Source organism: Candidatus Kinetoplastibacterium desouzaii TCC079E (assembly GCF_000340795.1).
GTDB lineage: Bacteria > Pseudomonadota > Gammaproteobacteria > Burkholderiales > Burkholderiaceae_B > Kinetoplastidibacterium > Kinetoplastidibacterium desouzai.
Map to the genome: position 1 here is coordinate 802873 of NC_020294.1, position 22986 is coordinate 825858.

Consider the following 22986-nt stretch of genomic DNA (forward strand, 5'->3'; position numbering starts at 1 on the left):
CCCTTAAGAACCACCTATACGACGAGATACAAATACTGTCGAAATAGGCAATTTAGCAGCAGCTAAACGAAAAGCTTCACGAGCAAGTTCTTCGCTAACTCCTTCCATTTCGTACAATACTTTCCCAGGTTGGATTTCAGAAACCCAATATTCTGGATTTCCTTTACCATTACCCATTCTAACTTCAGCAGGCTTTTGAGATATTGGTTTATCAGGAAAAATTCGAATCCATACACGACCACCACGCTTAATATGCCTATTAATGGCTCGTCTAGCAGATTCTATTTGCCTTGCAGTTAATCTACCTCTACCAGTAGCCTTTAAACCAAACTCCCCAAAAGAAACGTTAGCTCCACTAGTAGCCAAACCTGTATTACGACCTTTATGTTCTTTACGATATTTTCTACGAGCTGGTTGTAACATAATTAATCTCCTTCACCAGATGAAGAAGTTACTGCAACCTTAGCAGATGAACGGTTGCGATTACGATGACGATTGTTTTTATTATCTGTCTTTTCACCGCGAGCAGATTTACGAACTTTTTTTGGCTCTTCTTCACGAACAACATTATTAGAATCAAATAAAGAATCACCACTTAACAGCAAATCTCCCTTATAAACCCAAACTTTTACGCCTATAATACCATAAGTAGTACGAGCTTCAGAGGTGCCATAATCTATATTTGCTTTTAAAGTATGTAAAGGAACTCTACCTTCTCTATACCATTCAGTTCTAGCTATTTCAATACCATTAAGCCTACCAGAACTCATGATCTTAATACCTTGAACCCCTAAACGCATAGCATTCTGCATGGCTCTTTTCATTGCTCTACGAAACATTATTCTCTTTTCTAACTGCTGTGCTATAGAATCAGCAATTAATTGAGCATCAGTTTCTGGTTTTCTAACTTCTTCTATATTAACATGAACAGGAACACCTGCTAACTTTTGCAAATCAGCTTTAAGAATTTCTATATCTTCACCTCTTTTACCTATTACAACACCAGGTCTAGCAGAATAAATAGTCACTCTAGCATTTTTTGCAGGTCTTTCTATTAACACACGACTAACTGAAGCACTCTTAAGTTTTTTCTTTAAGTATTCACGAATCCTAATATCACCTGCCAAAATAGAACTAAAATCACGATCTTCAGAGTACCATCTAGAAGACCAGTTTCTAGAAACCGGCAGACGAAATCCTGTAGGATAAATTTTTTGTCCCATATATACTCCTCCTAGGATCCGACTTTAACTGTAATATGACATGTTTGTTTTTCAATACGATTGCCACGACCTTTAGCTCTTGCAGAAAAACGCTTCATGGATTGTGCCTTATCTACAAAAATTGCACTTACTCGTAATTCATCTATATCAGCACCATGATTATGCTCTGCATTAGCTATAGCAGAATCAACAGCTTTCTTTAAAATACCAGCAGCCTTCTTAGAAGAAAACTTCAGTATATTAAGCGCTTGTGAAACCGTTTTACCTCTAATTAAATCAGCAACCAAACGTGTTTTTTGAGAAGATATATGAACTCCACGAACGACAGCAGTAGTTTCCATATTTTACCTTTTAGCCTTTTTATCAGCAGCATGACCTTTAAAAGTTCTAGTCAAAGCAAACTCTCCTAGCTTATGACCAACCATATTTTCATTTATATAAACAGGTACTTGTTGACGACCATTATGAACGGCAATAGTTAAACCAATAAACTCAGGTAAAACTGTAGATCTTCTAGACCATGTTTTAATTGGTTTCTTATCTTTGCCTGCAACAGCAGCATCTACTTTCTTCATAAGATGAAGATCGACAAAAGGACCTTTTTTTATCGAACGTGACATGTTGTTCGCCTCTTATTTGTTTTTGCGTCTCTGGACTATCATATTAGTAGTCCTTTTATTGCGACGAGTTTTATAACCCTTGGCTGGAGTACCCCATGGACTAACTGGCTCTCGAGCCTCCCCTGTTCGGCCTTCACCTCCACCATGTGGATGATCAACCGGATTCATAGCCACGCCTCTAACCGTAGGACGAATTCCACGCCAACGCATTGCGCCAGCTTTACCTATTTGCCTAAGACTATGTTCTTCATTCCCAACTTCACCTAGAGTAGCTCGACATTCAACATGAATATTACGAACCTCACCAGACTTCAAACGAACCTGAGCGTAAACACCTTCTCTAGCAAGTAAAACAGCTGATGATCCAGCCGATCTAGAAAGTTGCGCTCCTTTGCCTGGACGCATTTCTATACAATGTATAGTTGAGCCAACAGGTATGTTACGTATAGGAAGAGTATTACCTATTTTTATAGGAGCATCTAATCCAGACAATACAACTGCTCCAATTACTAAACCTCTAGGAGCTACTATATAGCGTCTTTCCCCATCTGAATAACATAATAAAGCAATATTAGCGCTACGATTAGGATCATACTCAAGCCGTTCTACTTTTGCAGGAATACCATCCTTATTCCTAAGAAAATCTATTATCCTATAAGCTTGTTTATGCCCGCCACCTTTATGCCTAATGGTAATATGTCCATTATTATTACGACCAGAACCACGTTTCTGTTTCTCCAACAAAGGAAAAAAAGGTGCGCCTTTATGCAAATTCTGGTTGGAAAGCTTAACTAAACCTCTTCTGCCTGGTGACGTTGGATTCACTTTAACAATTGTCATTACACCACCTCTGCAAAGTTAATTTCATGCCCTTCATGAAGAGAAACATATGCCTTCTTTTCATTGCGACGACGGCCTACAAAACGACCAAAACGTTTAGTTTTTCCCTTGTGATTAAGAACGGTCACGGAATCAACTTGCACTTTAAACAACAACTCTACTGCTTCTTTTATTTCTATTTTAGTAGCATTTGGCAAAACACGAAAAACTACTTGACGAGACTTCTCAGCAATAAAAGTAGCCTTTTCTGTAATAATAGGAGCCAAAATTACCTGCATTAAACGTTCTGCATTCATCCTAGCATCTCCTCTATTTGACTAATAGCAGCTTTTGTAATAAGAATTTTTTTATAGTGTATAAGAGACAAAGGATCTATATAACGAGGCTCTGTAACTGCAATATGAGGCAAATTACGAGTGGCTAAATATATATTCTCATCAATTTCTTCCACCAAAATCATCGCTGACGTTAATCCAAGCGATTTAATTTTATTAGCAGCCAATTTAGTCTTAGGAGAATCTAACTTAAAAGACTCTACAACAATCAAACGATCTTCACGAACTATCTGAGATATTATAGATCTCATGCCAGAACGATACATTTTCTTATTTATTTTCTGGGAAAAATTCTCTTCTGGAGAGTTAGGAAATATACGACCACCACCACGCCATAAAGGAGAAGAAGTCATACCAGCACGAGCTCTGCCTGTACCTTTTTGTTTCCATGGTTTTTTTGTGCTATGTCTAACTTCAGATCTATCTTTCTGAGCACGATTTCCTAAACGCGCATTTGCCTGAAAAGCAATAACCACTTGATGCACTAATGATTCATTAAAATTACAGGCAAAAACATCATCAGATACACTAAACAAATCACTATGACCTTGATCATTAAGGAGCTTTAAATCCATTTTTATTCTTGCCCCCTCTCTTTTATAATCTTTTTAATAGCTGGACGTACTATCACGTCTGAATCAGAATAACCTGGAACAGCTCCTTTTAAAAGAAGTAAACTTCTTTCCAAGTCTATTCTTACTATCTGTAGATTTTGAACAGTACGAGTTACAGCTCCCATATGACCAGGCATTTTCTTTCCTGGGAAAACCCTACCAGGATCCTGAGCCTGACCTATAGATCCAGGAGCTCTATGAGAACGTGAATTACCATGTGAATTTCTTTGAGCTCCAAAATTATGACGCTTAATAGACCCAGCAAAACCCTTACCTATTGTTGTTCCAGTTACATCAACATGCTGACCAGCTTTAAACAAGCTATCAATAGCAATCACAGAACCAACAGAAAAATTTTTCAACTGAAGCATCTCATCATTCAAATGAAACTCTCTAAGACTACTACCTGCCTCTATACCTGCTTTAGCATAATGGCCAATTTGAGACTTAGATAAACGAGAAACTCTACGAGATCCATAAGCTACTTGAATGGCAGTATACCCATCAACTAAATGTGATTTAATCTGAGCTATACGATTATTAGACACGTCTACTACAGTCACAGGAATAGATTCCCCTTCATCTGTAAATATACGAGTCATGCCAATCTTGCGACCTATCATTCCTAGCCTATAAGGCAAAGAAGTAGTTGTCAACTCTGACATTATTATCTCCATTCCGACTACGATTGGTCGGGATTTTTTTAACTAAAAAAGTATTAAAAAATTTATTTAATACTTACAACAAAATTTTTAGAAATTTTCTAAAAAACATAAAAATACTAAAATACTAAAATAAAACAATAAAAACTACTGTAAAGCAATTTCAACATCAACACCTGCTGGTAAATCCAGTCTCATTAAAGCATCAACAGTTTTATCAGTTGGATCTACTATATCCATTAGTCTTTGATGTGTACGAATTTCAAACTGATCGCGTGATGTTTTATTAACATGAGGAGATTTTAATAAATCATAACGACGAATACGAGTAGGCAAAGGAACAGGACCTCTTACTACAGCCCCAGTTCGTTTTGCTGTATCTACTATTTCCGCCGCAGATTGATCTATTAATTTATAATCAAATGCCTTTAAACGGATGCGAATCTTTTGGTTTTTCATGAAGATTCCTAAAGAACGAAAAAACGAAGGCGCTAAACCTTCGTTAATTTAACAAAATTAAACAATAACTTTAGATACTACACCAGCACCTAAGGTTCTTCCTCCTTCACGTATAGCAAAACGTAATCCTTCTTCCATTGCTATAGGAGCTAATAATTTTACTGTAATACTAACATTATCACCAGGAAGAACCATTTCTTTATCTGCTGGTAATTCTATAGTCCCAGTAACATCAGTAGTACGGAAATAAAACTGAGGACGATAACCTTTAAAGAAAGGAGTATGACGACCACCTTCTTCTTTTGACAACACATAGACTTCAGCTGTGAATTCTGTATGAGGAGTAATAGAACCAGGCTTAGCTAAAACTTGACCACGCTCAACATCTTCTCGTTTGGTACCTCTTAATAAAATACCAACATTATCACCAGCCTGACCTTGATCCAATAATTTTCGGAACATTTCAACACCGGTGCAAGTAGTCTTAACTGTGTTCTTAATACCTACTACCTCAATCTCTTCTCCAACCTTTACTATACCTCTTTCTATACGACCTGTAACAACAGTGCCTCTTCCAGAGATAGAAAACACATCTTCAACAGGCATCAAAAAAGCCCCATCTATAGCACGCTCAGGAGTTGGTATATATTGATCTAAAGCATCAGCCAAAGCTAAAATAGCCTTCTCACCTAAATCACCCTTGTCACCTTCCAATGCTAATTTGGCAGAACCCTTAATAATAGGAGTATCATCACCAGGAAAGTCATACTTAGACAAAAGCTCACGAACTTCCATCTCTACAAGCTCAAGAAGTTCCTCATCGTCAACCATATCAGCTTTATTCAAAAAAACTACGATATATGGAACACCAACTTGACGAGATAATAATATATGCTCTCTAGTTTGTGGCATAGGACCATCAGCCGCAGAAACGACAAGAATGGCTCCATCCATCTGAGCAGCCCCTGTAATCATGTTTTTTACATAGTCAGCATGACCAGGACAATCAACATGAGCATAATGACGACTAGCAGTCTCATACTCAACATGAGATGTATTTATAGTAATACCTCTAGCCTTTTCTTCTGGAGCAGCATCAATCTGAGCATACCCACGAGCTTCACCACCAAACTTAACTGCCAAAACGGTAGTAATAGCCGCTGTCAAAGTTGTTTTACCATGATCAACGTGACCAATAGTACCAACGTTTACGTGCGGCTTACTACGTTCAAACTTGCCTTTCGCCATGTTTTTACCTTAAATTTTTCAAGAAAAAATCAAACAAATGTCACTGCGTTCAAGATAATCATGAAGACGCTTTTTGTCAATATTTATTATTTAGTTCTAGCTGCAATAACTTCATCAACAACATTTTTAGGAGCTTCAGAATAATGTTTAAACTCCATAGTATATGTAGCTCTTCCCTGTGTCAAAGAACGAAGATTAGTGGCATATCCAAACATTTCAGCTAAAGGAACCTCTGCTTTTATTATCTTACCACCACCAATTATATCATCCATACCTTGCACCATACCACGACGAGAAGATAAATCACCCATTACAGTACCAGCATAATCTTCAGGAGTTTCAACTTCTACAGCCATCATAGGCTCCAATATAACAGGACTTGCCTTTCTTAATCCTTCCTTAAAAGCTATAGAACCTGCCATTTTAAAAGCATTTTCGTTAGAATCAACATCATGATAAGAACCAAAGAACAAAGTAACCTGAACATCAACAACAGGATAACCAGCTAATACCCCTGAAGGTATAGTCTCTTGAATACCTTTATCTACAGCTGGAATATACTCTCTAGGAACAACCCCACCTTTAATAGCATCAACAAACTTATAACCACTACCTGGAGGTAAAGGTTCTACTTTTAAAACAACATGACCATACTGACCACGACCACCAGATTGTTTAATGAATTTTCCTTCAGCCTGATCACAAACCTTTCTAATAGTTTCTCTATAAGCAACTTGTGGTTTGCCAACATTAGCCTCAACACCAAATTCTCTCTTCATCCTGTCTACTAATATTTCTAAATGCAACTCGCCCATTCCAGAAATAATAGTTTGACCTGATTCTTCATCACTGCGAACCCTAAATGACGGATCTTCTTGAGCTAAACGTGACAAAGCAAGACCCATTTTCTCTTGATCAGTTTTTGTTCTTGGTTCAACGGCCTGAGATATAACAGGCTCTGGAAATATCATTTTTTCTAAAGTAATCGGAGATTCTACATCACATAATGTTTCACCTGTTGTAACATCTTTCAAACCAACAACAGCTGCAATATCACCAGACAGCACTTCTTTTATCTCTTCTCGGTTATTAGCATGCATCTGTAAAAGTCTACCTATACGTTCTTTCTTCCCTTTAATTGGATTAAAAACTGTATCTCCAGACCTCAAAACACCAGAATAAACTCTAATAAAAGTCAATTGACCAACAAAAGGATCACTCATTAGTTTAAAAGCCAAAGCTGACATCTTTTCTTTATCATCGGCATTTCTATGAGTCTCTTTATCATCCTTATCAATACCAGCAACAGGAGGAATATCTATAGGTGAAGGAAGATAATCAATAACAGAATCCAACATACGTTGAACTCCTTTGTTTTTAAAAGCTGTTCCACAAAGCATCGGCTGTATTTCACATGCTATAGTTCTCTGACGAATAGCAAGATTAATCTCTTCTTCACTCAAAGTTCCAGAATTAAGATATTTATCCATCAACTCTTCTGAAGACTCAGCAGCAACTTCAAGTAAATTCTCTCTCCACTTATTAGCTTCCGCTTTTAAATCCTCTGGGATATCAGAATACTCAAACTTAATTCCTTGACTTTTCTCATCCCAAATAATTGATTTCATTTTTACCAAATCAATTACACCTAAAAATTTATCTTCAGCTCCAATAGGAATAACTATTGGAACAGGATTAGCTCTTAATCTTAATTTTAACTGATCATAAACCTTAAAAAAATTTGCCCCGGTACGATCCATTTTATTAACAAAAGCAAGTCTAGGTACACGATACTTATTTGCCTGACGCCATACTGTTTCAGATTGAGGTTGAACTCCACCCACAGAACAATAAACCATACAAGCGCCATCTAGAACACGCATAGATCTTTCTACTTCTATAGTAAAATCAACGTGACCTGGGGTATCAATAATATTAATCCTATGCTCAGGATAATTATTTGACATTCCACTCCAGAAAGCTGTGGTTGCTGCTGAAGTAATAGTAATACCCCTCTCCTGTTCTTGCTCCATCCAATCCATAGTTGCGGCACCATCATGCACCTCACCTATTTTGTGATTAACCCCAGTATAAAACAAAATACGTTCCGTAGTAGTTGTTTTACCAGCATCTATGTGAGCAGAAATTCCTATATTTCTATAGTATTCTATCGGTATTTTACGAGCCATTATTAATCCTTACCAACGGAAATGACTAAAGGCTTTATTAGCTTCAGCCATCTTATGAGTATCTTCTCTTTTTTTCATGGCCGCACCACGATTCTCTGAAGCTTCTATTAATTCCCCAGCCAAACGCAAATCCATAGATTTTTCACTACGTTTCTTGGCTGCCTCTCTCAACCATCTCATTGATAAAGCCAAACGTCTTACTGGCCTTACTTCAACTGGAACTTGATAATTAGCACCGCCAACACGACGGCTTTTAACCTCAACGATAGGTTTAATATTATTTATTGCTAAATCAAAAATCTCTAAAGGATCTTTCTTAGTTTTATTGCTAACATGATCAAGAGCCCCGTATACAATACGTTCAGCAACCGCTTTTTTCCCATCCAGCATAACAACATTCATAAACTTTGCTAACTCAACACTACCAAATTTTGGATCCGGTAAAATTTCTCTCTTAGGTATTTCACGACGACGTGACATTTTATTTCCTTGTGTATTTCAGCTGAACCAAACACCATGGTCATAGTTGTTTAAAAAAACAACCACTTACATGCCACCTTAACCACATATGATGGCCACACTAAAAGTTAATTTAATCAAATTTAAGATTTTTTAGGCTTCTTAGATCCATATTTAGAACGAGCCTGTTTGCGATTCTTAACACCTTGCAAATCAAGAGAACCTCGCACAATATGATAACGTACACCAGGTAAGTCTTTAACACGACCACCTCGCACTAAAACAACAGAGTGCTCTTGTAAATTATGTCCTTCCCCACCAATGTATGAAATTACTTCATATCCATTAGTTAATCTTACCTTGGCAACTTTCCGCATAGCAGAATTAGGTTTTTTAGGGGTTGTAGTATAAACACGAGTACAAACACCACGTCTCTGAGGACAATTCTCTAAGGCTGGACTTTTGCTTTTAAGAAAACTAATCTCACGTGGTTTTCGCACAAGTTGGCTAATAGTAGGCATATCTTTTGAAATCCCTTTAATCTTATTATTACAATAATTTTATTTTACCTAACTATATAATTAACACAGGCAAAATAACAAGTTTAAAAACTAATTTTAATAAAACACAGTAGTTTCATACTTTATTTAAAATACAAAACTAGCTGGCCAATATAACCTTGTTTTTGACTGTTGTCAAAAACAAAAAACTTTAATAACTACTGACTTACCTGCTTTTCAAAAGGACTAGCCTTTTCTATAGCGCTAGCTTTTTCAGCTTCATTAAGAATAATTTTTGCTTTACGAGCCTTATGATATGATAATCCTGTACCAGCTGGTATTAAACGACCAACTATTACGTTCTCTTTTAGGCCTCGCAAATCATCTTTCTTACCCATTATAGCAGCTTCAGTTAAAACACGTGTGGTTTCTTGGAAAGAAGCTGCTGATATAAATGAATCTGTAGACAGAGAAGCTTTAGTTATACCTAGTAATATATTATCATATGTAGCAGGTATACCATTGTTAGAGTTTACTCTATCATTCTCATTTAACAAATCAGATCTTTCAACCTGCTCTCCTGGTATAAAAGTAGTATCACCTGGATTAATAATATTTACCCTACGCAGCATCTGTCGAACAATAACTTCTATATGCTTATCATTTATTTTAACACCCTGTAAACGATAAACATCTTGAACTTCATCAATAATATAAGAAGCCAAACTATCAACACCCTGTAGACGTAAAATATCATGAGGATCAACTGGACCATCAACTATAATCTCGCCTTTATTTACTACTTGCCCATCATGAACAAGAATTTGTTTTTCTTTTGTAATTAGAAACTCATGGGTCATACCATCTAAATCTGTAATAACCAAACGTTGTTTACCCTTTGTATCTTTTCCAAAAGAAACAGTTCCAGTCACTTCTGCTAACATTCCAGCATCCTTAGGAGATCTAGCCTCAAACAATTCAGCTACTCTAGGCAAACCTCCTGTAATATCACGTATTTTTTGAGATTCTTGTGGAATTCTAGCTAAAATTTCACCAACAGAAACATGTTGACCATCACGAACAGTAATTAATGCTCCAACAGGAAAAGTTATACTACCAGCTATATCTGTTCCAGCAATTTTTACATCTTCTCCAGATTCATTTATAAGCTTGATTTGAGGTCTCATGGAAACCTTATTACCTCTAGTCTTTGGAGTAATAACCACTAATGTCGACAATCCTGTTATATCATCTACTTGCTTAGCTACAGTTGCTCCCTCTTCAATATTTTCAAATTTCACTTTACCAGCATATTCTGAAACAATTGGACGAGTAAGCGGATCCCAAGATGCTAGAAGCATTCCAGCATTAACACTTTCTCCATCACCAACCAATAAAATTGCACCATATGGTATTTTATGCCTTTCTCTTTCTCTTGAGTTTTCATCAAAAACAGCCAATTCCCCAGAGCGAGAAATAACTACCCTTTCTCCTTTTGGATTAGTAACATACCTCATAGTACTCATAAATCCAACAATACCATTAGATTTTGTCTCAACAACACTAGCTAAGGCAGCACGAGAAGCGGCACCTCCTATATGGAATGTTCTCATAGTAAGCTGAGTTCCTGGTTCTCCTATAGACTGAGCAGCAATAACACCAACTGCTTCTCCTATATTAACCAATTCACCTCTACCTAAATCCCTACCATAACAATTAGCACATAAACCTCTACGGGTTTCACAAGTAAGAGGAGTTCGAACCTTTACCTCATCAATTCCTATAAGATCTATCTTATCTACCAAATCTTCATCCAGTAAAGATCCAGCTTTTATAATAACATCCCTTGTATCAGGGTCTACAATATCCACAACAGATATACGACCTAATATTCTATCTCTTAATGTTTCTACAACCTCTCCGCCTTCTACTATTGCCTTCATAGCATAGCCTTGCGATGTTCCACAGTCTTGTTCAATAATAACTAGATCCTGTGTCACATCAACCAATCTTCTAGTCAAATAACCAGAATTTGCAGTTTTAAGAGCTGTATCAGCAAGTCCTTTACGAGCACCATGAGTAGAAATAAAATATTGAAGAACATTTAGACCTTCTCTAAAATTGGCACTAATTGGAGTTTCAATAATCGACCCATCAGGTTTAGCCATAAGACCACGCATTCCAGCTAACTGACGAATTTGAGCAACAGAACCACGAGCACCAGAATCAGCCATCATATAAATAGAATTAAAAGACTCTTGACGAATTTCTTCACCCTTTCTATTTATAACTGGCTCTGTAGCCAAATATTCCATCATGGCTTTACCTACTCTATCACTAGCTTTACCCCAAATATCTACTACATTATTATATCTTTCTTGCGAAGTAACCAAACCTGAAGAATATTGATTATCTATTTCCTTAACTTCTTGACTAGCTTCTGACAGAATAGTAGATTTAGATGCAGGAATTAACATATCTTCCATAGCTATAGAAATTCCAGCTTTTGTTGCAAGACTAAAACCAGACTGCATCAAATTATCAACAAAAATAACAGTATCACGCAAACCACAACGTCTAAACGACTGATTTATTAAACGAGAAATTTCTTTCTTCTTTAAAGTTTTATTTAAAACAGAAAATGATAAACCCTTAGGTAAGATCTCAGACAATAATGCTCTACCAACAGTTGTCTCATAACGCTTACTTGATTGTTGCAAAATATTTTTATCACCTATTTCATGTTCATTGATACGAACAGTGATACGACTATGCAACTCAACCTCACCAACATCATAAGCTCTTTGAACCTCGCTAACACTTGAGAAAAACATTCCTTCCCCTTTTGCATTAACTCTTTCTCTAGTAGCATAATACAAACCTAAAACTATATCTTGAGAAGGCACTATAGAAGGCTCACCATTAGCAGGAAACAATATATTATTTGAAGATAACATTAATGTTCTAGCTTCTAATTGCGCCTCTAATGACAATGGAACATGAACTGCCATTTGATCGCCGTCAAAGTCAGCATTAAATGCCGCACAAACAAGTGGATGTAATTGTATTGCTTTACCTTCTATCAAAACTGGCTCAAAAGCTTGGATACCTAAACGATGTAAAGTTGGAGCTCTGTTTAACATTACAGGATGCTCTCTTATAACTTCCTCTAAAAGATCCCAAACAACCGGTTCTTGATTTTCCACCATCTTTTTAGCTGATTTAATAGTGTTAGCAAAACCCATTGACTCTAATTTATTAAAAATGAATGGTTTAAATAACTCTAAAGCCATAAGTTTTGGAATACCACACTGATGAAGTTTTAATTGCGGACCTACAACTATAACTGATCTACCTGAATAATCAACACGTTTACCTAGTAGGTTTTGACGGAATCTACCACCTTTACCTTTAATCATATCAGCTAAAGATTTTAACTGACGCTTATTAGCGCCAGTCATAGCTTTACCTCTCCTACCATTATCCAACAAAGAATCTACAGATTCTTGCAACATTCTTTTTTCATTTCTTAGAATAATTTCAGGAGCTTTTAATTCTATTAATCTTTTTAACCTATTATTACGATTAATTACTCTACGATATAAATCATTTAAATCAGAAGTAGCAAATCTACCACCATCCAAAGGAACAAGAGGTCTAAGATCTGGAGGTAACACAGGAAGAACTTCTAGAATCATCCATTCTGGTTTAATATCTGACTTTTGAAAACCTTCAATTATTTTCAAACGTTTGGATATTTTTTTAATTTTTGATTCAGAAGAAACTACCTTCAGTTCATCTCTTAAAATTTGAATTTCTCGTTCTATGTTAATGTTACGCAAAAGATCCCTTATAGCCTCTGCCCCCATTAATGCCTTGAATTCATCACCATACTCTTCAACCTTGGAAACAAAATCATCATCAGACATTATTTGCCCGCGTTTTAATGGAGTCATTCCAGGATCAACAACACACCAAGCTTCAAAATATAAAACTCGTTCTATATCCCTCAAAGTCATATCTAGAATCATACCCAATCTAGATGGTAAACTTTTCAAAAACCAAATATGAGCAACGGGACTAGCAAGTTCAACATGACCCATTCTTTCACGTCGTACTTTAGCTGATGTAACTTCCACTCCACATTTTTCACAAATAACACCACGATGTTTAAGACGTTTATATTTGCCACACAAACATTCATAATCCTTAATTGGACCAAATATTTTTGAACAAAATAAACCATCTCTTTCTGGCTTAAATGTCCTATAATTGATAGTTTCTGGTTTACGAACCTCACCATAAGACCACGAACGAATTTTCTCCGAAGAAGCAACGCTAACCTTAATAGCATCAAATTGTTCGTCTTGTGAGACTTGTTTAAAAAGGTCAAGTAGAGCCTTCATTAATTACGCTCCAAATCTATATCTAAACCTAAAGAACGAATTTCTTTTACCAACACATTAAAAGATTCTGGCATTCCAGCATTTATTAAATGATCTCCTTTAACAATGCTTTCATATATCTTAGTTCTTCCAACAATATCATCAGATTTAACAGTAAGCATTTCCTGCAAAGTATAAGCAGCACCATAAGCTTCTAAAGCCCACACTTCCATTTCCCCAAAACGCTGACCACCAAATTGAGCCCTACCTCCAAGAGGTTGCTGAGTAACCAGAGAGTAAGGTCCAGTTGACCTGGCATGCATTTTATCATCAACCAAATGATGTAATTTCAAATAATGCATATAACCTATAGTTACTGGTCTCTCAAATTTATCCCCAGTTCTACCGTCAAACAACCAAGCTTGAAAACGAGAAGGGGTTAATTTAATTTTTTCTGCAACATCATCAGGATAAGCTAGAGATAATAACTTGGCAATTTCTTCCTCATTGATACCATCAAACACTGGGGTAGCTACTGGCAATCCATTTCTTAAGTTATGAGCCAACTCTAAAATTTCTCGATCAGTTAAACTCTGAATATCGACAGAAACTCCACCACAGTTATACACTTTATTCATATAAGAACGAAGTTCTCTAGCTTGATTACTCTCATCCAAAGATATTAAATCACTAATTCTCTGACCAATTCCTTTAGCAGCCCATCCCAAATGAACCTCTAATACTTGCCCAATATTCATCCTAGAAGGAACCCCCAAAGGATTAAGAACAATATCCACAGGAGTACCATCTGCCATATGTGGCATATCTTCTATAGGAACAATTCTAGAAACAACACCTTTATTTCCGTGTCTACCAGCCATTTTATCTCCTGGCTGTAACCTTCTTTTAACTGCCAAATAGACTTTAACCATTTTCATAACCCCAGGTGGTAATTCATCACCTTGAGTTAACTTTTTACGCTTTTCTTCAAAATAAGCATCAAATTGTTGCCTTTTAAGCTCTAAAGAATCTTTTATTTGTTCCAATAAAATAGCATATTTGTTTTCTGTTAAACGAATATCAAACCAATGCCATCTATCCAACTCTTTCAAATACTCTTTAGTAATAATAGATCCCTTAGATAAACCAACAGGACCACCATTGACAACTTTACCAATTAATATTTTTTCCAATCTGTCAAATTGATCTTTCTCAACAATACGCAACTGATCATTCAAATCCTGACGATATTTACGAAGTTCATAATCTATTATTGACTGAGCTCTCTTATCACGAACAACTCCTTCCCTAGTAAATAACTGAACATCTATTACCGTTCCACTCATTCCTGATGGAACACGTAAAGAAGTATCTTTAACATCAGATGCTTTTTCTCCAAAAATAGCCCTTAGAAGCTTCTCTTCAGGAGTAAGTTGAGTTTCACCTTTAGGTGTTATTTTCCCAACAAGCACATCACCAGCAACAACCTCTGCTCCAATGTATGTAATTCCAGAATCATCTAAGCGATTAAGTTGTGTTTCTGAAAGATTACTAATATCCCTTGTTATTTCTTCAGGTCCTAGTTTTGTGTCTCTAGAAACAACTGTTAACTCTTCAATATGAACTGACGTATATCTATCATCGGAAACAACTTTTTCAGAAATTAATATAGAATCCTCAAAGTTGTAACCATTCCAAGGCATAAAAGCAACCAGCATATTTTGACCTAAAGCTAATTCCCCTAAGTCAGTAGAAGCCCCGTCAGCAAGAACGTCTCCATTAGAAATACGATCTCCTAATTTTACTATTGGTCTTTGATTGATATTAGTATTCTGATTTGATCTGGTATATTTATTAAGATTATATATATCAACACCAACTTCACCTTCATTATTCTCAGAGTCATTTACTCTAATAACTATACGATCAGCATCAACATAATCAACAACTCCACCTCTTAAAGCTTGAACAGTAGTTCCTGAATCAACAGCAACAATACGCTCAAGACCTGTACCTACAATTGGCTTTTCAGGTATTAAACATGGTACTGCCTGCCTTTGCATATTAGCACCCATCAAAGCTCTATTTGCATCATCATGTTCTAAAAATGGTATTAAAGAAGCAGCTACGGAAACTATTTGCGATGGAGCTACGTCAATATAATGAACATTTTTAGGAGATGTAAGAAGAGTTTCTCCTGATTCTCTACATGCTATTAAATCATCAATAAAACAATTATTATCATCTAATTCAGCATTAGCTTGAGCTATAACATATTTACTTTCTTCTATTGCAGAGAGATAATCTATTTGATCTGTAACACAACCTTCTATAACTTTACGATATGGCGTTTCCAAGAAACCATAACCATTTAATCTTGCATATAAAGACATCGAGTTTATAAGACCTATATTTGGTCCTTCTGGAGTCTCTATAGGACAAACCCTACCGTAATGAGTAGGATGAACGTCTCTAACTTCAAAACCAGCACGCTCTCTTGTTAATCCACCAGGACCTAATGCAGACACACGTCGTTTATGAGTAATCTCAGACAAAGGATTTGTTTGATCCATAAACTGAGATAACTGACTAGAACCAAAAAATTCTTTAATAGAAGCAGAAATAGGTTTTGAGTTAATCAAATCATGAGGCATTAAGTTTTCTGTTTCTGCCTGCCCTAATCTTTCTCTAACTGCTCTTTCAACCCTAACTAGACCTGATCTAAATTGATTTTCAGTTAATTCACCAACACATCTCACTCTTCTGTTACCTAGATGGTCAATATCATCAATTTGACCTTGGCCATTACGCAAATCAACTAAAACTTTTATTGATTCTAAGATATCTTCTTTCGTTAAAGTCATTGTATCTGCATCATTACCAAGACCAAGACGACTATTTAACTTCATACGACCAACACGAGATAAATCATATGAGATTTCATTAAAAAATAAACGTTCAAAAAGACCATTAACTGCTTCTTCAGTTGGTGGTTCTCCTGGTCTCATCATACGATAAATGGCAATCTTAGCTGACATTTGATCGATGGTCTCATCAACACGTAATGTCTGAGAAATATAAGAACCTTTATTTAAATCATTAGTATATAAAGTTTTAACTTGAACAATATTATGTTTTCTTAAAATGTCTAATATTTGATCTGTCAACTCATCATTAGCATTAGCAATAATCTCTCCTGTTTCAGGATCAATTATATTTTCAGATAAAGTTCTTCCAATTAAAAACTCATCTTTTACCAATATTTTCTCAATACCTTGCTTTGATATCTCTCTTAAATGTTTAGTATTTATACGCTTGTCTTTCTCTACTAAAACCACTCCATTCTGATCAATAAGATCAAAATTAACTATCTCTCCTTTCCATCTTTCTGGAACAAATTCTAAAACAGCATCTGTTTTATTTAAAATAAAAACATCAGAATCAAAAAAATATGAAAGAATAGACTCAGGAGAAAAACCAATAGATTTCAATAGAATAGTCACTGGCATTTTACGTCGACGATCTATACGAAAGAATAATATATCTTTTGGATCAAATTCAAAATCTAACCAAGACCCTCTATAAGGGATAATTCTTGCAGAAAATAATAATTTTCCTGAACTATGAGTTTTCCCTCTGTCATGCTCAAAGAACACACCAGGAGATCTATGCAATTGAGACACAACGACTCTTTCTGTTCCATTAACAACGAAGGAACCAGAAGATGTCATAAGTGGAATTTCTCCCATATAAACTTCTTGCTCTTTCACTTCTCTAATAATAGGCTTACTGGACTCCCTATCCATTAGAACCAAACGCAATTTAGCACGCAGAGGAGAAGCATAAGTCAAACCTCGTTGTTGACATTCTTTAACATCAAAAACTGGCTCACCAAGTTCATAGCTAACAAACTCTAATCTAGCAAATTGATTATGACTAACTATTGGAAAGATTGATAAAAAAGCGGCCTGCAAACCATCTACCGAACGTTTTAATGGATCCTTGTCAGCTTGCAAAAAAGTCTGATAAGATTGCAATTGCATTTCCAATAAACATGGAATTTTTTGTACGTCTTCACGCTTGGCAAAACTTTTACGAATGCGCTTTTTTTCGGTATACGAATAAGGCATGAACACTCCGACTCGAAATTACGCGAGCCGTCACTACGGCTCTAGGTTAACACGTTTCCAGGAAACTCTTAAAACCCAAAAGTTTCCTGGAAACGCAAAAGCCCGGAGACAACAATACCGTTATATCCGGGCAGAAATTAGAAATTACTTAATTTCAGCTTTCGCTCCAGCATCTTCTAATTTTTTCTTAATAGTTTCTGCGTCTACTTTAGCTATACCTTCCTTCACAGCCTTAGGTGAGCTATCAACCAAATCCTTAGCTTCTTTTAACCCTAAACCTGTTATTTCACGTACAACTTTAATAACGCTTACTTTATTAGCACCAGCTTCTAACAACATAACATTAAATTCTGTTTGCTCTTCCACTGCTGCAGCTGCAGCAGCAGGAGCTGCAACAGCAACAGCAGCTGCAGCTGAAACACCAAATTTATCTTCCATATCTTTAATGAGTTCAGATAACTCTAGAACTGTCATACTAGATACTGCTTCAAGAATTTCATTTTTACTTAACGACATTTTAAAGAACTCCAAAATTACATAACGCCAGACAAAATTACCTTAATAATCAACAAGTAGATAACTCTAAATTGAGGACTGCTTTAAATCACGAACCGCAGCCAAACCACGAACAAACTTAGTTGGAACCTCATTAAGAGTACGCACAAATTGCGTTATTGGTGATTGCAATGTTAATACTAATTTTGTTAACAATTCCTCACGAGAAGGCATGTTAGCTAAATTCATAACACTATCTTTATCTAATAAACTATTAGGCAAAGCACCTACTTTAATTACTAACTTGTCATTATTTTTGGCAAAATCAGCTAAAACTTTAGCTGCCGATACAGGATCAGAACTAATACCATAAATCAACGGTCCAGTTAATTTATCGACTAATAATGCAAAATCCGTATCTGCTACAACACGACGAACCAACGAGTTTTTTAAAACTCGGAGATATACGCCAGAATCACGCGCAATCTTGCGCAAAGAAGAAATAGAAGCGACATCAAGACCACGATACTCAGCCACAACAACAGACTGAGCTCCTGATAATTTTGATAAAATTTCTTGAATAACTATCGCTTTCTCTTGACGATTAAGACTCACAGGTTGGATACTCCATCTAAAAAAAAACGCCACAATATAAAAAAAGCGCTACCCGGAATCGGCGTCTGGCTGAGTTCTTATAAAAAGAAATCATTTCACAAATACGCCGTCTACGCTGGAATTGAAAAAAAACAATATTAAGCTACGCCCAAAAATGCTCCAACGATCTTTGACTGAAAATGCATATAAAACAAAGCATAGTGCTCAAAGTTTAAAAACACAACTAAACTATAGAAGACATATCAACCTTCAATCCTATTCCCATAGTTGAAGATAACGATACTTTCCTCAAATATAAACCCTTAGAAGTTGTAGGTCTACTCTTTTGTAAAGCATCAATTAAAGCTGATAAATTAGATTTTAAACTATCAACTTCAAAAGAAGCTCTACCAATACTAGTATGTATTATACCACTTTTATCTGTACGATACTGAACTTGACCAGCTTTAATATTTTTCACAGCATCAGCAACATCAGATGTAACAGTACCAACTTTGGGATTTGGCATTAAACCACGTGGACCTAAAATTTGCCCAAGAGATCCAACAATTTTCATAGCATCTGGAGAAGCAATAACCACATCAAAATCTAGTTTACCTAATTTTATAGATTCAGCTAAATCTTCAAATCCAACAATATCAGCACCAGCTAATTTTGCTTGTTCTGCTTTATCTCCCTGAGCAAATACAGCCACTCTAACTTTTCTACCGGTTCCAAAAGGAAGAACTACAGACCCACGAACTAATTGATCAGATTTTTTAGGATCAACCCCTAGCTGAACAGAAACATCAATAGACTCATCAAATTTAGCTACAGAAGTCTCTTTTACTAAATTCAAAGCATCTAAAACAGAATAATATTTTGCAGAATCTACCTTACTTACAATACTGGAAAAACGTTTGCTTATTTTTTTCATGATCAAACCACCTCTACCTTAACACCCATACTACGAGCACTACCAGCTATAGTACGAACAGCAGCATCTAAATTAGAAGCTGTTAGATCTGGCTCTTTTAACTTTGCTATATTTTCAGCTTGTTCTCTGGTTAAAACACCAACTTTATCGACATGTGGTTTCGCAGAACCTTTTTGCAAACCTATAGCTTTTTTAATTAAAACGGTAGCAGGAGGTGTTTTTAAAACAAAAGTAAAACTTTTATCAGCAAAAGCAGTAATAACAACAGGGATAGGCAATCCTACTTCCATACCTTGAGTCTTAGCATTAAAAGCCTTACAAAACTCCATAATATTCAAACCTCTCTGACCTAAAGCAGGACCGATTGGAGGTGAAGGATTAGCTTTACCTGCTGGAACTTGCAGTTTGATAAATCCTATAATTTTCTTAGCCATCAAAATCTCCTAATGGGTATTATCGCTTAAAAGCTCCCCTTACAAAACAAAAAACCAATTAAGTTTTTTCTACCTGAGCAAACTCAAGCTCAACAGGAGTTGATCTCCCAAAAATTGTTACAGAAACTCTAATTTTATTCTTTTCGTAATTAATCTCTTCCACATTTCCATTAAAATCAGCAAACGGACCATCTTTTACACGAACAACCTCACCAATTTCAAATAAAATTTTCGGTCTAGGTTTTTCATTACCCTCTTCTATTTTAGAAAGAATTTTTTCAACTTCTTTACTTGATATAGGAGTAGGTTTATTACCAGAACCACCTAGAAAACCAGTTATACGATTAGTGTTTCTAACCAAATGCCAAGTTTCATCAGTTAGTTCCATTTCTAAAAGCATATATCCTGGAAATATAGATCTTTCTGTAATATTTTTTTGGCCATTTTTAACATCTATAACTTCTTCAGAAGGAATCAAGATTTTACCAAAAAAAGGACGTAAATTAGAAGCATCAATACGATCATTTAGTACTTTTAAAACATTCTTTTCCATGCCAGAAAAAACATGAACGATGTACCAACTTTTACTCATTAGAAATACCTATTTCCATCCTAAAAAATGCAATAAAGCAAAAACTCTATACATTTATCAATAAAACATATAAATAAACTAAACAAGAAAGCAAAAACAAAAACCACACCAGTCATTCTTAATGATTCTTTACGAGATGGCCATGAAACTAATTTAAGCTCAAAAAAAGAATCTCTAAAAAATATAAACAGCAGTTTTCTATAAGAGGTAAAAAATAACAACAAAAATGAAAATAAAAAAGATAACAACAAAAATGTTAATCTCAATATTTTTTTTTCATTATCAAAAAACAAAAACAAAAAACCACCAAGGAAAATAAAAATAGACAAAAACAACTTCAATCTATCCATAAAACCATGATAGTTTTCTAAATTAGAAATAGACATTTTAAATAAACTAAACCCATATACTAAGATATTGTTGCTGGCAGGGGCAGTAGGAATCGAACCTACAACCTTCGGTTTTGGAGACCGACGCTCTGCCAATTGAGCTATACCCCTACAAAAGAACTAATTATTACAATAATAGGGCTACATAGTACTACTAAATAACATAAATATCTACAAATTTATAATTGTTTTTTTAAACAATAACTTTAGATACTACACCAGCACCTACAGTTCTTCCTCCTTCACGTATAGCAAAACGTAATCCTTCTTCCATTGCTATAGGAGCTAATAATTTTACTGTAATACTAACATTATCACCAGGAAGAACCATTTCTTTATCTGCTGGTAATTCTATAGTCCCAGTAACATCAGTAGTACGGAAATAAAACTGAGGACGATAACCTTTAAAGAAAGGAGTATGACGACCACCTTCTTCTTTTGACAACACATAGACTTCAGCTGTGAATTCTGTATGAGGAGTAATAGAACCAGGCTTAGCTAAAACTTGACCACGCTCAACATCTTCTCGTTTGGTACCTCTTAATAAAATACCAACATTATCACCAGCCTGACCTTGATCCAATAATTTTCGGAACATTTCAACACCGGTGCAAGTAGTCTTAACTGTGTTCTTAATACCTACTACCTCAATCTCTTCTCCAACCTTTACTATACCTCTTTCTATACGACCTGTAACAACAGTGCCTCTTCCAGAGATAGAAAACACATCTTCAACAGGCATCAAAAAAGCCCCATCTATAGCACGCTCAGGAGTTGGTATATATTGATCTAAAGCATCAGCCAAAGCTAAAATAGCCTTCTCACCTAAATCACCCTTGTCACCTTCCAATGCTAATTTGGCAGAACCCTTAATAATAGGAGTATCATCACCAGGAAAGTCATACTTAGACAAAAGCTCACGAACTTCCATCTCTACAAGCTCAAGAAGTTCCTCATCGTCAACCATATCAGCTTTATTCAAAAAAACTACGATATATGGAACACCAACTTGACGAGATAATAATATATGCTCTCTAGTTTGTGGCATAGGACCATCAGCCGCAGAAACGACAAGAATGGCTCCATCCATCTGAGCAGCCCCTGTAATCATGTTTTTTACATAGTCAGCATGACCAGGACAATCAACATGAGCATAATGACGACTAGCAGTCTCATACTCAACATGAGATGTATTTATAGTAATACCTCTAGCCTTTTCTTCTGGAGCAGCATCAATCTGAGCATACCCACGAGCTTCACCACCAAACTTAACTGCCAAAACGGTAGTAATAGCCGCTGTCAAAGTTGTTTTACCATGATCAACGTGACCAATAGTACCAACGTTTACGTGCGGCTTACTACGTTCAAACTTGCCTTTCGCCATACAGCAACTCCAAATACTGATTAAATCTATAACAGGAAGAAATAACCTTCTGGTGCCCATGACGCGGATTGAACGCGTGACCTCTCCCTTACCAAGGGAGTGCTCTACCACTGAGCCACATGGGCGTTATGGAGCGAGTGAAGGGAATCGAACCCTCGTCATAAGCTTGGAAGGCTTCAGCTCTACCATTGAGCTACACTCGCAAAAAATCAAAAAATGGTGGAGGCGGTTGGATTCGAACCAACGTAGGCGCAAGGCCAACAGATTTACAGTCTGCCCCCTTTAACCACTCGGGCACCCCTCCAGTAAACATATTCTATCTTTGTAATTTTGAATGAATTTGTAAAAAAATCAATTAATAAAAGTTATTTATACAAAAAAAACACTAAGAAGCGAATGTATGTTTCTAAAAAACAACATACAACATATTCCAAAATAATATTTTTTATGTTTCTTATTAATTTTTATTCAATATAAACAAGTAACATTATAAACAA

At 35.9% G+C, this 22986-nt stretch carries 22 protein-coding genes and 4 tRNA genes; all 26 read right to left on the bottom strand.

From position 1 onward, the window contains the following. Positions 1-3 precede the first annotated feature (3 nt). Complete coding sequence (rplP, locus tag CDSE_RS03790) at positions 4-423, bottom strand: 50S ribosomal protein L16 (protein WP_015396686.1); 420 nt, start codon at positions 421-423, stop codon at positions 4-6. Positions 424-425: 2 nt separating this feature from the next. Continuing rightward, positions 426-1223 (bottom strand): 30S ribosomal protein S3, encoded by a 798-nt coding sequence (rpsC, locus tag CDSE_RS03795; RefSeq protein WP_015396687.1) that lies wholly within the window; start codon positions 1221-1223, stop codon positions 426-428. Positions 1224-1234: 11 nt separating this feature from the next. Next, a complete protein-coding gene (gene rplV, locus CDSE_RS03800; RefSeq protein ID WP_015396688.1) occupies positions 1235-1564 on the bottom strand; it encodes a 50S ribosomal protein L22 in 330 nt (109 codons plus the stop codon). Positions 1565-1567: 3 nt separating this feature from the next. Next, positions 1568-1843 carry a 30S ribosomal protein S19 gene (rpsS, locus tag CDSE_RS03805; RefSeq protein ID WP_015396689.1) on the bottom strand — a complete coding sequence of 92 codons (276 nt, stop codon included), beginning with the start codon at positions 1841-1843 and terminating at the stop codon, positions 1568-1570. A 12-nt stretch (positions 1844-1855) separates the two neighbouring features. Next, complete coding sequence (gene rplB, locus CDSE_RS03810; protein ID WP_015396690.1) at positions 1856-2683, bottom strand: 50S ribosomal protein L2; 828 nt, start codon at positions 2681-2683, stop codon at positions 1856-1858. Next, complete coding sequence (gene rplW, locus CDSE_RS03815; RefSeq protein ID WP_015396691.1) at positions 2683-2979, bottom strand: 50S ribosomal protein L23; 297 nt, start codon at positions 2977-2979, stop codon at positions 2683-2685. The genes rplB and rplW overlap by 1 nt, the downstream gene beginning before the upstream one ends. Continuing rightward, on the bottom strand, positions 2976-3593 hold the full coding sequence (gene rplD / locus CDSE_RS03820) for a 50S ribosomal protein L4 (protein WP_015396692.1): 618 nt from the start codon (positions 3591-3593) through the stop codon (positions 2976-2978). Before rplD ends, rplW begins: the two co-directional genes overlap by 4 nt. A 2-nt stretch (positions 3594-3595) precedes the next feature. Next, positions 3596-4297: a 50S ribosomal protein L3 gene (gene rplC / locus CDSE_RS03825; RefSeq protein WP_015396693.1), complete on the bottom strand. Its 702-nt coding sequence runs from the start codon at positions 4295-4297 to the stop codon at positions 3596-3598. Positions 4298-4441: 144 nt separating this feature from the next. Next, on the bottom strand, positions 4442-4753 hold the full coding sequence (gene rpsJ / locus CDSE_RS03830; protein WP_015396694.1) for a 30S ribosomal protein S10: 312 nt from the start codon (positions 4751-4753) through the stop codon (positions 4442-4444). Positions 4754-4810: 57 nt separating this feature from the next. Continuing rightward, the gene (gene tuf, locus CDSE_RS03835; RefSeq protein ID WP_015396695.1) at positions 4811-6001 is read right to left on the bottom strand and encodes an elongation factor Tu; all 1191 of its coding nucleotides are present in this window, start codon (positions 5999-6001) and stop codon (positions 4811-4813) included. Between the two features lie 86 nt (positions 6002-6087). Continuing rightward, positions 6088-8190: an elongation factor G gene (gene fusA, locus CDSE_RS03840; RefSeq protein ID WP_015396696.1), complete on the bottom strand. Its 2103-nt coding sequence runs from the start codon at positions 8188-8190 to the stop codon at positions 6088-6090. A gap of 9 nt (positions 8191-8199) precedes the next feature. After that, the gene (gene rpsG / locus CDSE_RS03845) at positions 8200-8670 is read right to left on the bottom strand and encodes a 30S ribosomal protein S7 (RefSeq protein WP_015396697.1); all 471 of its coding nucleotides are present in this window, start codon (positions 8668-8670) and stop codon (positions 8200-8202) included. Positions 8671-8792: 122 nt separating this feature from the next. Then, positions 8793-9170 (bottom strand): 30S ribosomal protein S12, encoded by a 378-nt coding sequence (gene rpsL / locus CDSE_RS03850; protein WP_015396698.1) that lies wholly within the window; start codon positions 9168-9170, stop codon positions 8793-8795. Between the two features lie 197 nt (positions 9171-9367). Further along, positions 9368-13555, bottom strand: a complete 4188-nt coding sequence (gene rpoC / locus CDSE_RS03855; protein ID WP_015396699.1) for a DNA-directed RNA polymerase subunit beta' — start codon at positions 13553-13555, stop codon at positions 9368-9370. Next, a complete protein-coding gene (gene rpoB / locus CDSE_RS03860; protein WP_015396700.1) occupies positions 13555-17664 on the bottom strand; it encodes a DNA-directed RNA polymerase subunit beta in 4110 nt (1369 codons plus the stop codon). Before rpoB ends, rpoC begins: the two co-directional genes overlap by 1 nt. Before the next feature lie 144 nt (positions 17665-17808). Next, positions 17809-18180, bottom strand: a complete 372-nt coding sequence (gene rplL / locus CDSE_RS03865) for a 50S ribosomal protein L7/L12 (protein ID WP_015396701.1) — start codon at positions 18178-18180, stop codon at positions 17809-17811. A gap of 66 nt (positions 18181-18246) precedes the next feature. Next, the gene (rplJ, locus tag CDSE_RS03870; RefSeq protein ID WP_015396702.1) at positions 18247-18774 is read right to left on the bottom strand and encodes a 50S ribosomal protein L10; all 528 of its coding nucleotides are present in this window, start codon (positions 18772-18774) and stop codon (positions 18247-18249) included. A gap of 223 nt (positions 18775-18997) precedes the next feature. After that, the gene (rplA, locus tag CDSE_RS03875; RefSeq protein WP_015396703.1) at positions 18998-19690 is read right to left on the bottom strand and encodes a 50S ribosomal protein L1; all 693 of its coding nucleotides are present in this window, start codon (positions 19688-19690) and stop codon (positions 18998-19000) included. Between the two features lie 2 nt (positions 19691-19692). After that, positions 19693-20124, bottom strand: a complete 432-nt coding sequence (gene rplK / locus CDSE_RS03880) for a 50S ribosomal protein L11 (RefSeq protein ID WP_015396704.1) — start codon at positions 20122-20124, stop codon at positions 19693-19695. Between the two features lie 58 nt (positions 20125-20182). Further along, positions 20183-20716, bottom strand: a complete 534-nt coding sequence (gene nusG, locus CDSE_RS03885) for a transcription termination/antitermination protein NusG (protein WP_015396705.1) — start codon at positions 20714-20716, stop codon at positions 20183-20185. A gap of 20 nt (positions 20717-20736) precedes the next feature. Then, positions 20737-21102, bottom strand: coding sequence for a preprotein translocase subunit SecE (secE, locus tag CDSE_RS03890; protein WP_015396706.1), 366 nt, complete (start codon positions 21100-21102; stop codon positions 20737-20739). A gap of 38 nt (positions 21103-21140) precedes the next feature. Next, positions 21141-21216 (bottom strand) — tRNA-Trp (locus tag CDSE_RS03895). A gap of 82 nt (positions 21217-21298) precedes the next feature. After that, positions 21299-22489, bottom strand: coding sequence for an elongation factor Tu (gene tuf / locus CDSE_RS03900; protein ID WP_015396707.1), 1191 nt, complete (start codon positions 22487-22489; stop codon positions 21299-21301). Between the two features lie 50 nt (positions 22490-22539). After that, positions 22540-22614, bottom strand: a tRNA-Thr gene (locus CDSE_RS03905). 4 nt (positions 22615-22618) lie between these two features. Further along, positions 22619-22692, bottom strand: a tRNA-Gly gene (locus CDSE_RS03910). A 14-nt stretch (positions 22693-22706) separates the two neighbouring features. Continuing rightward, positions 22707-22793, bottom strand: a tRNA-Tyr gene (locus tag CDSE_RS03915). Positions 22794-22986: the final 193 nt, after the last annotated feature.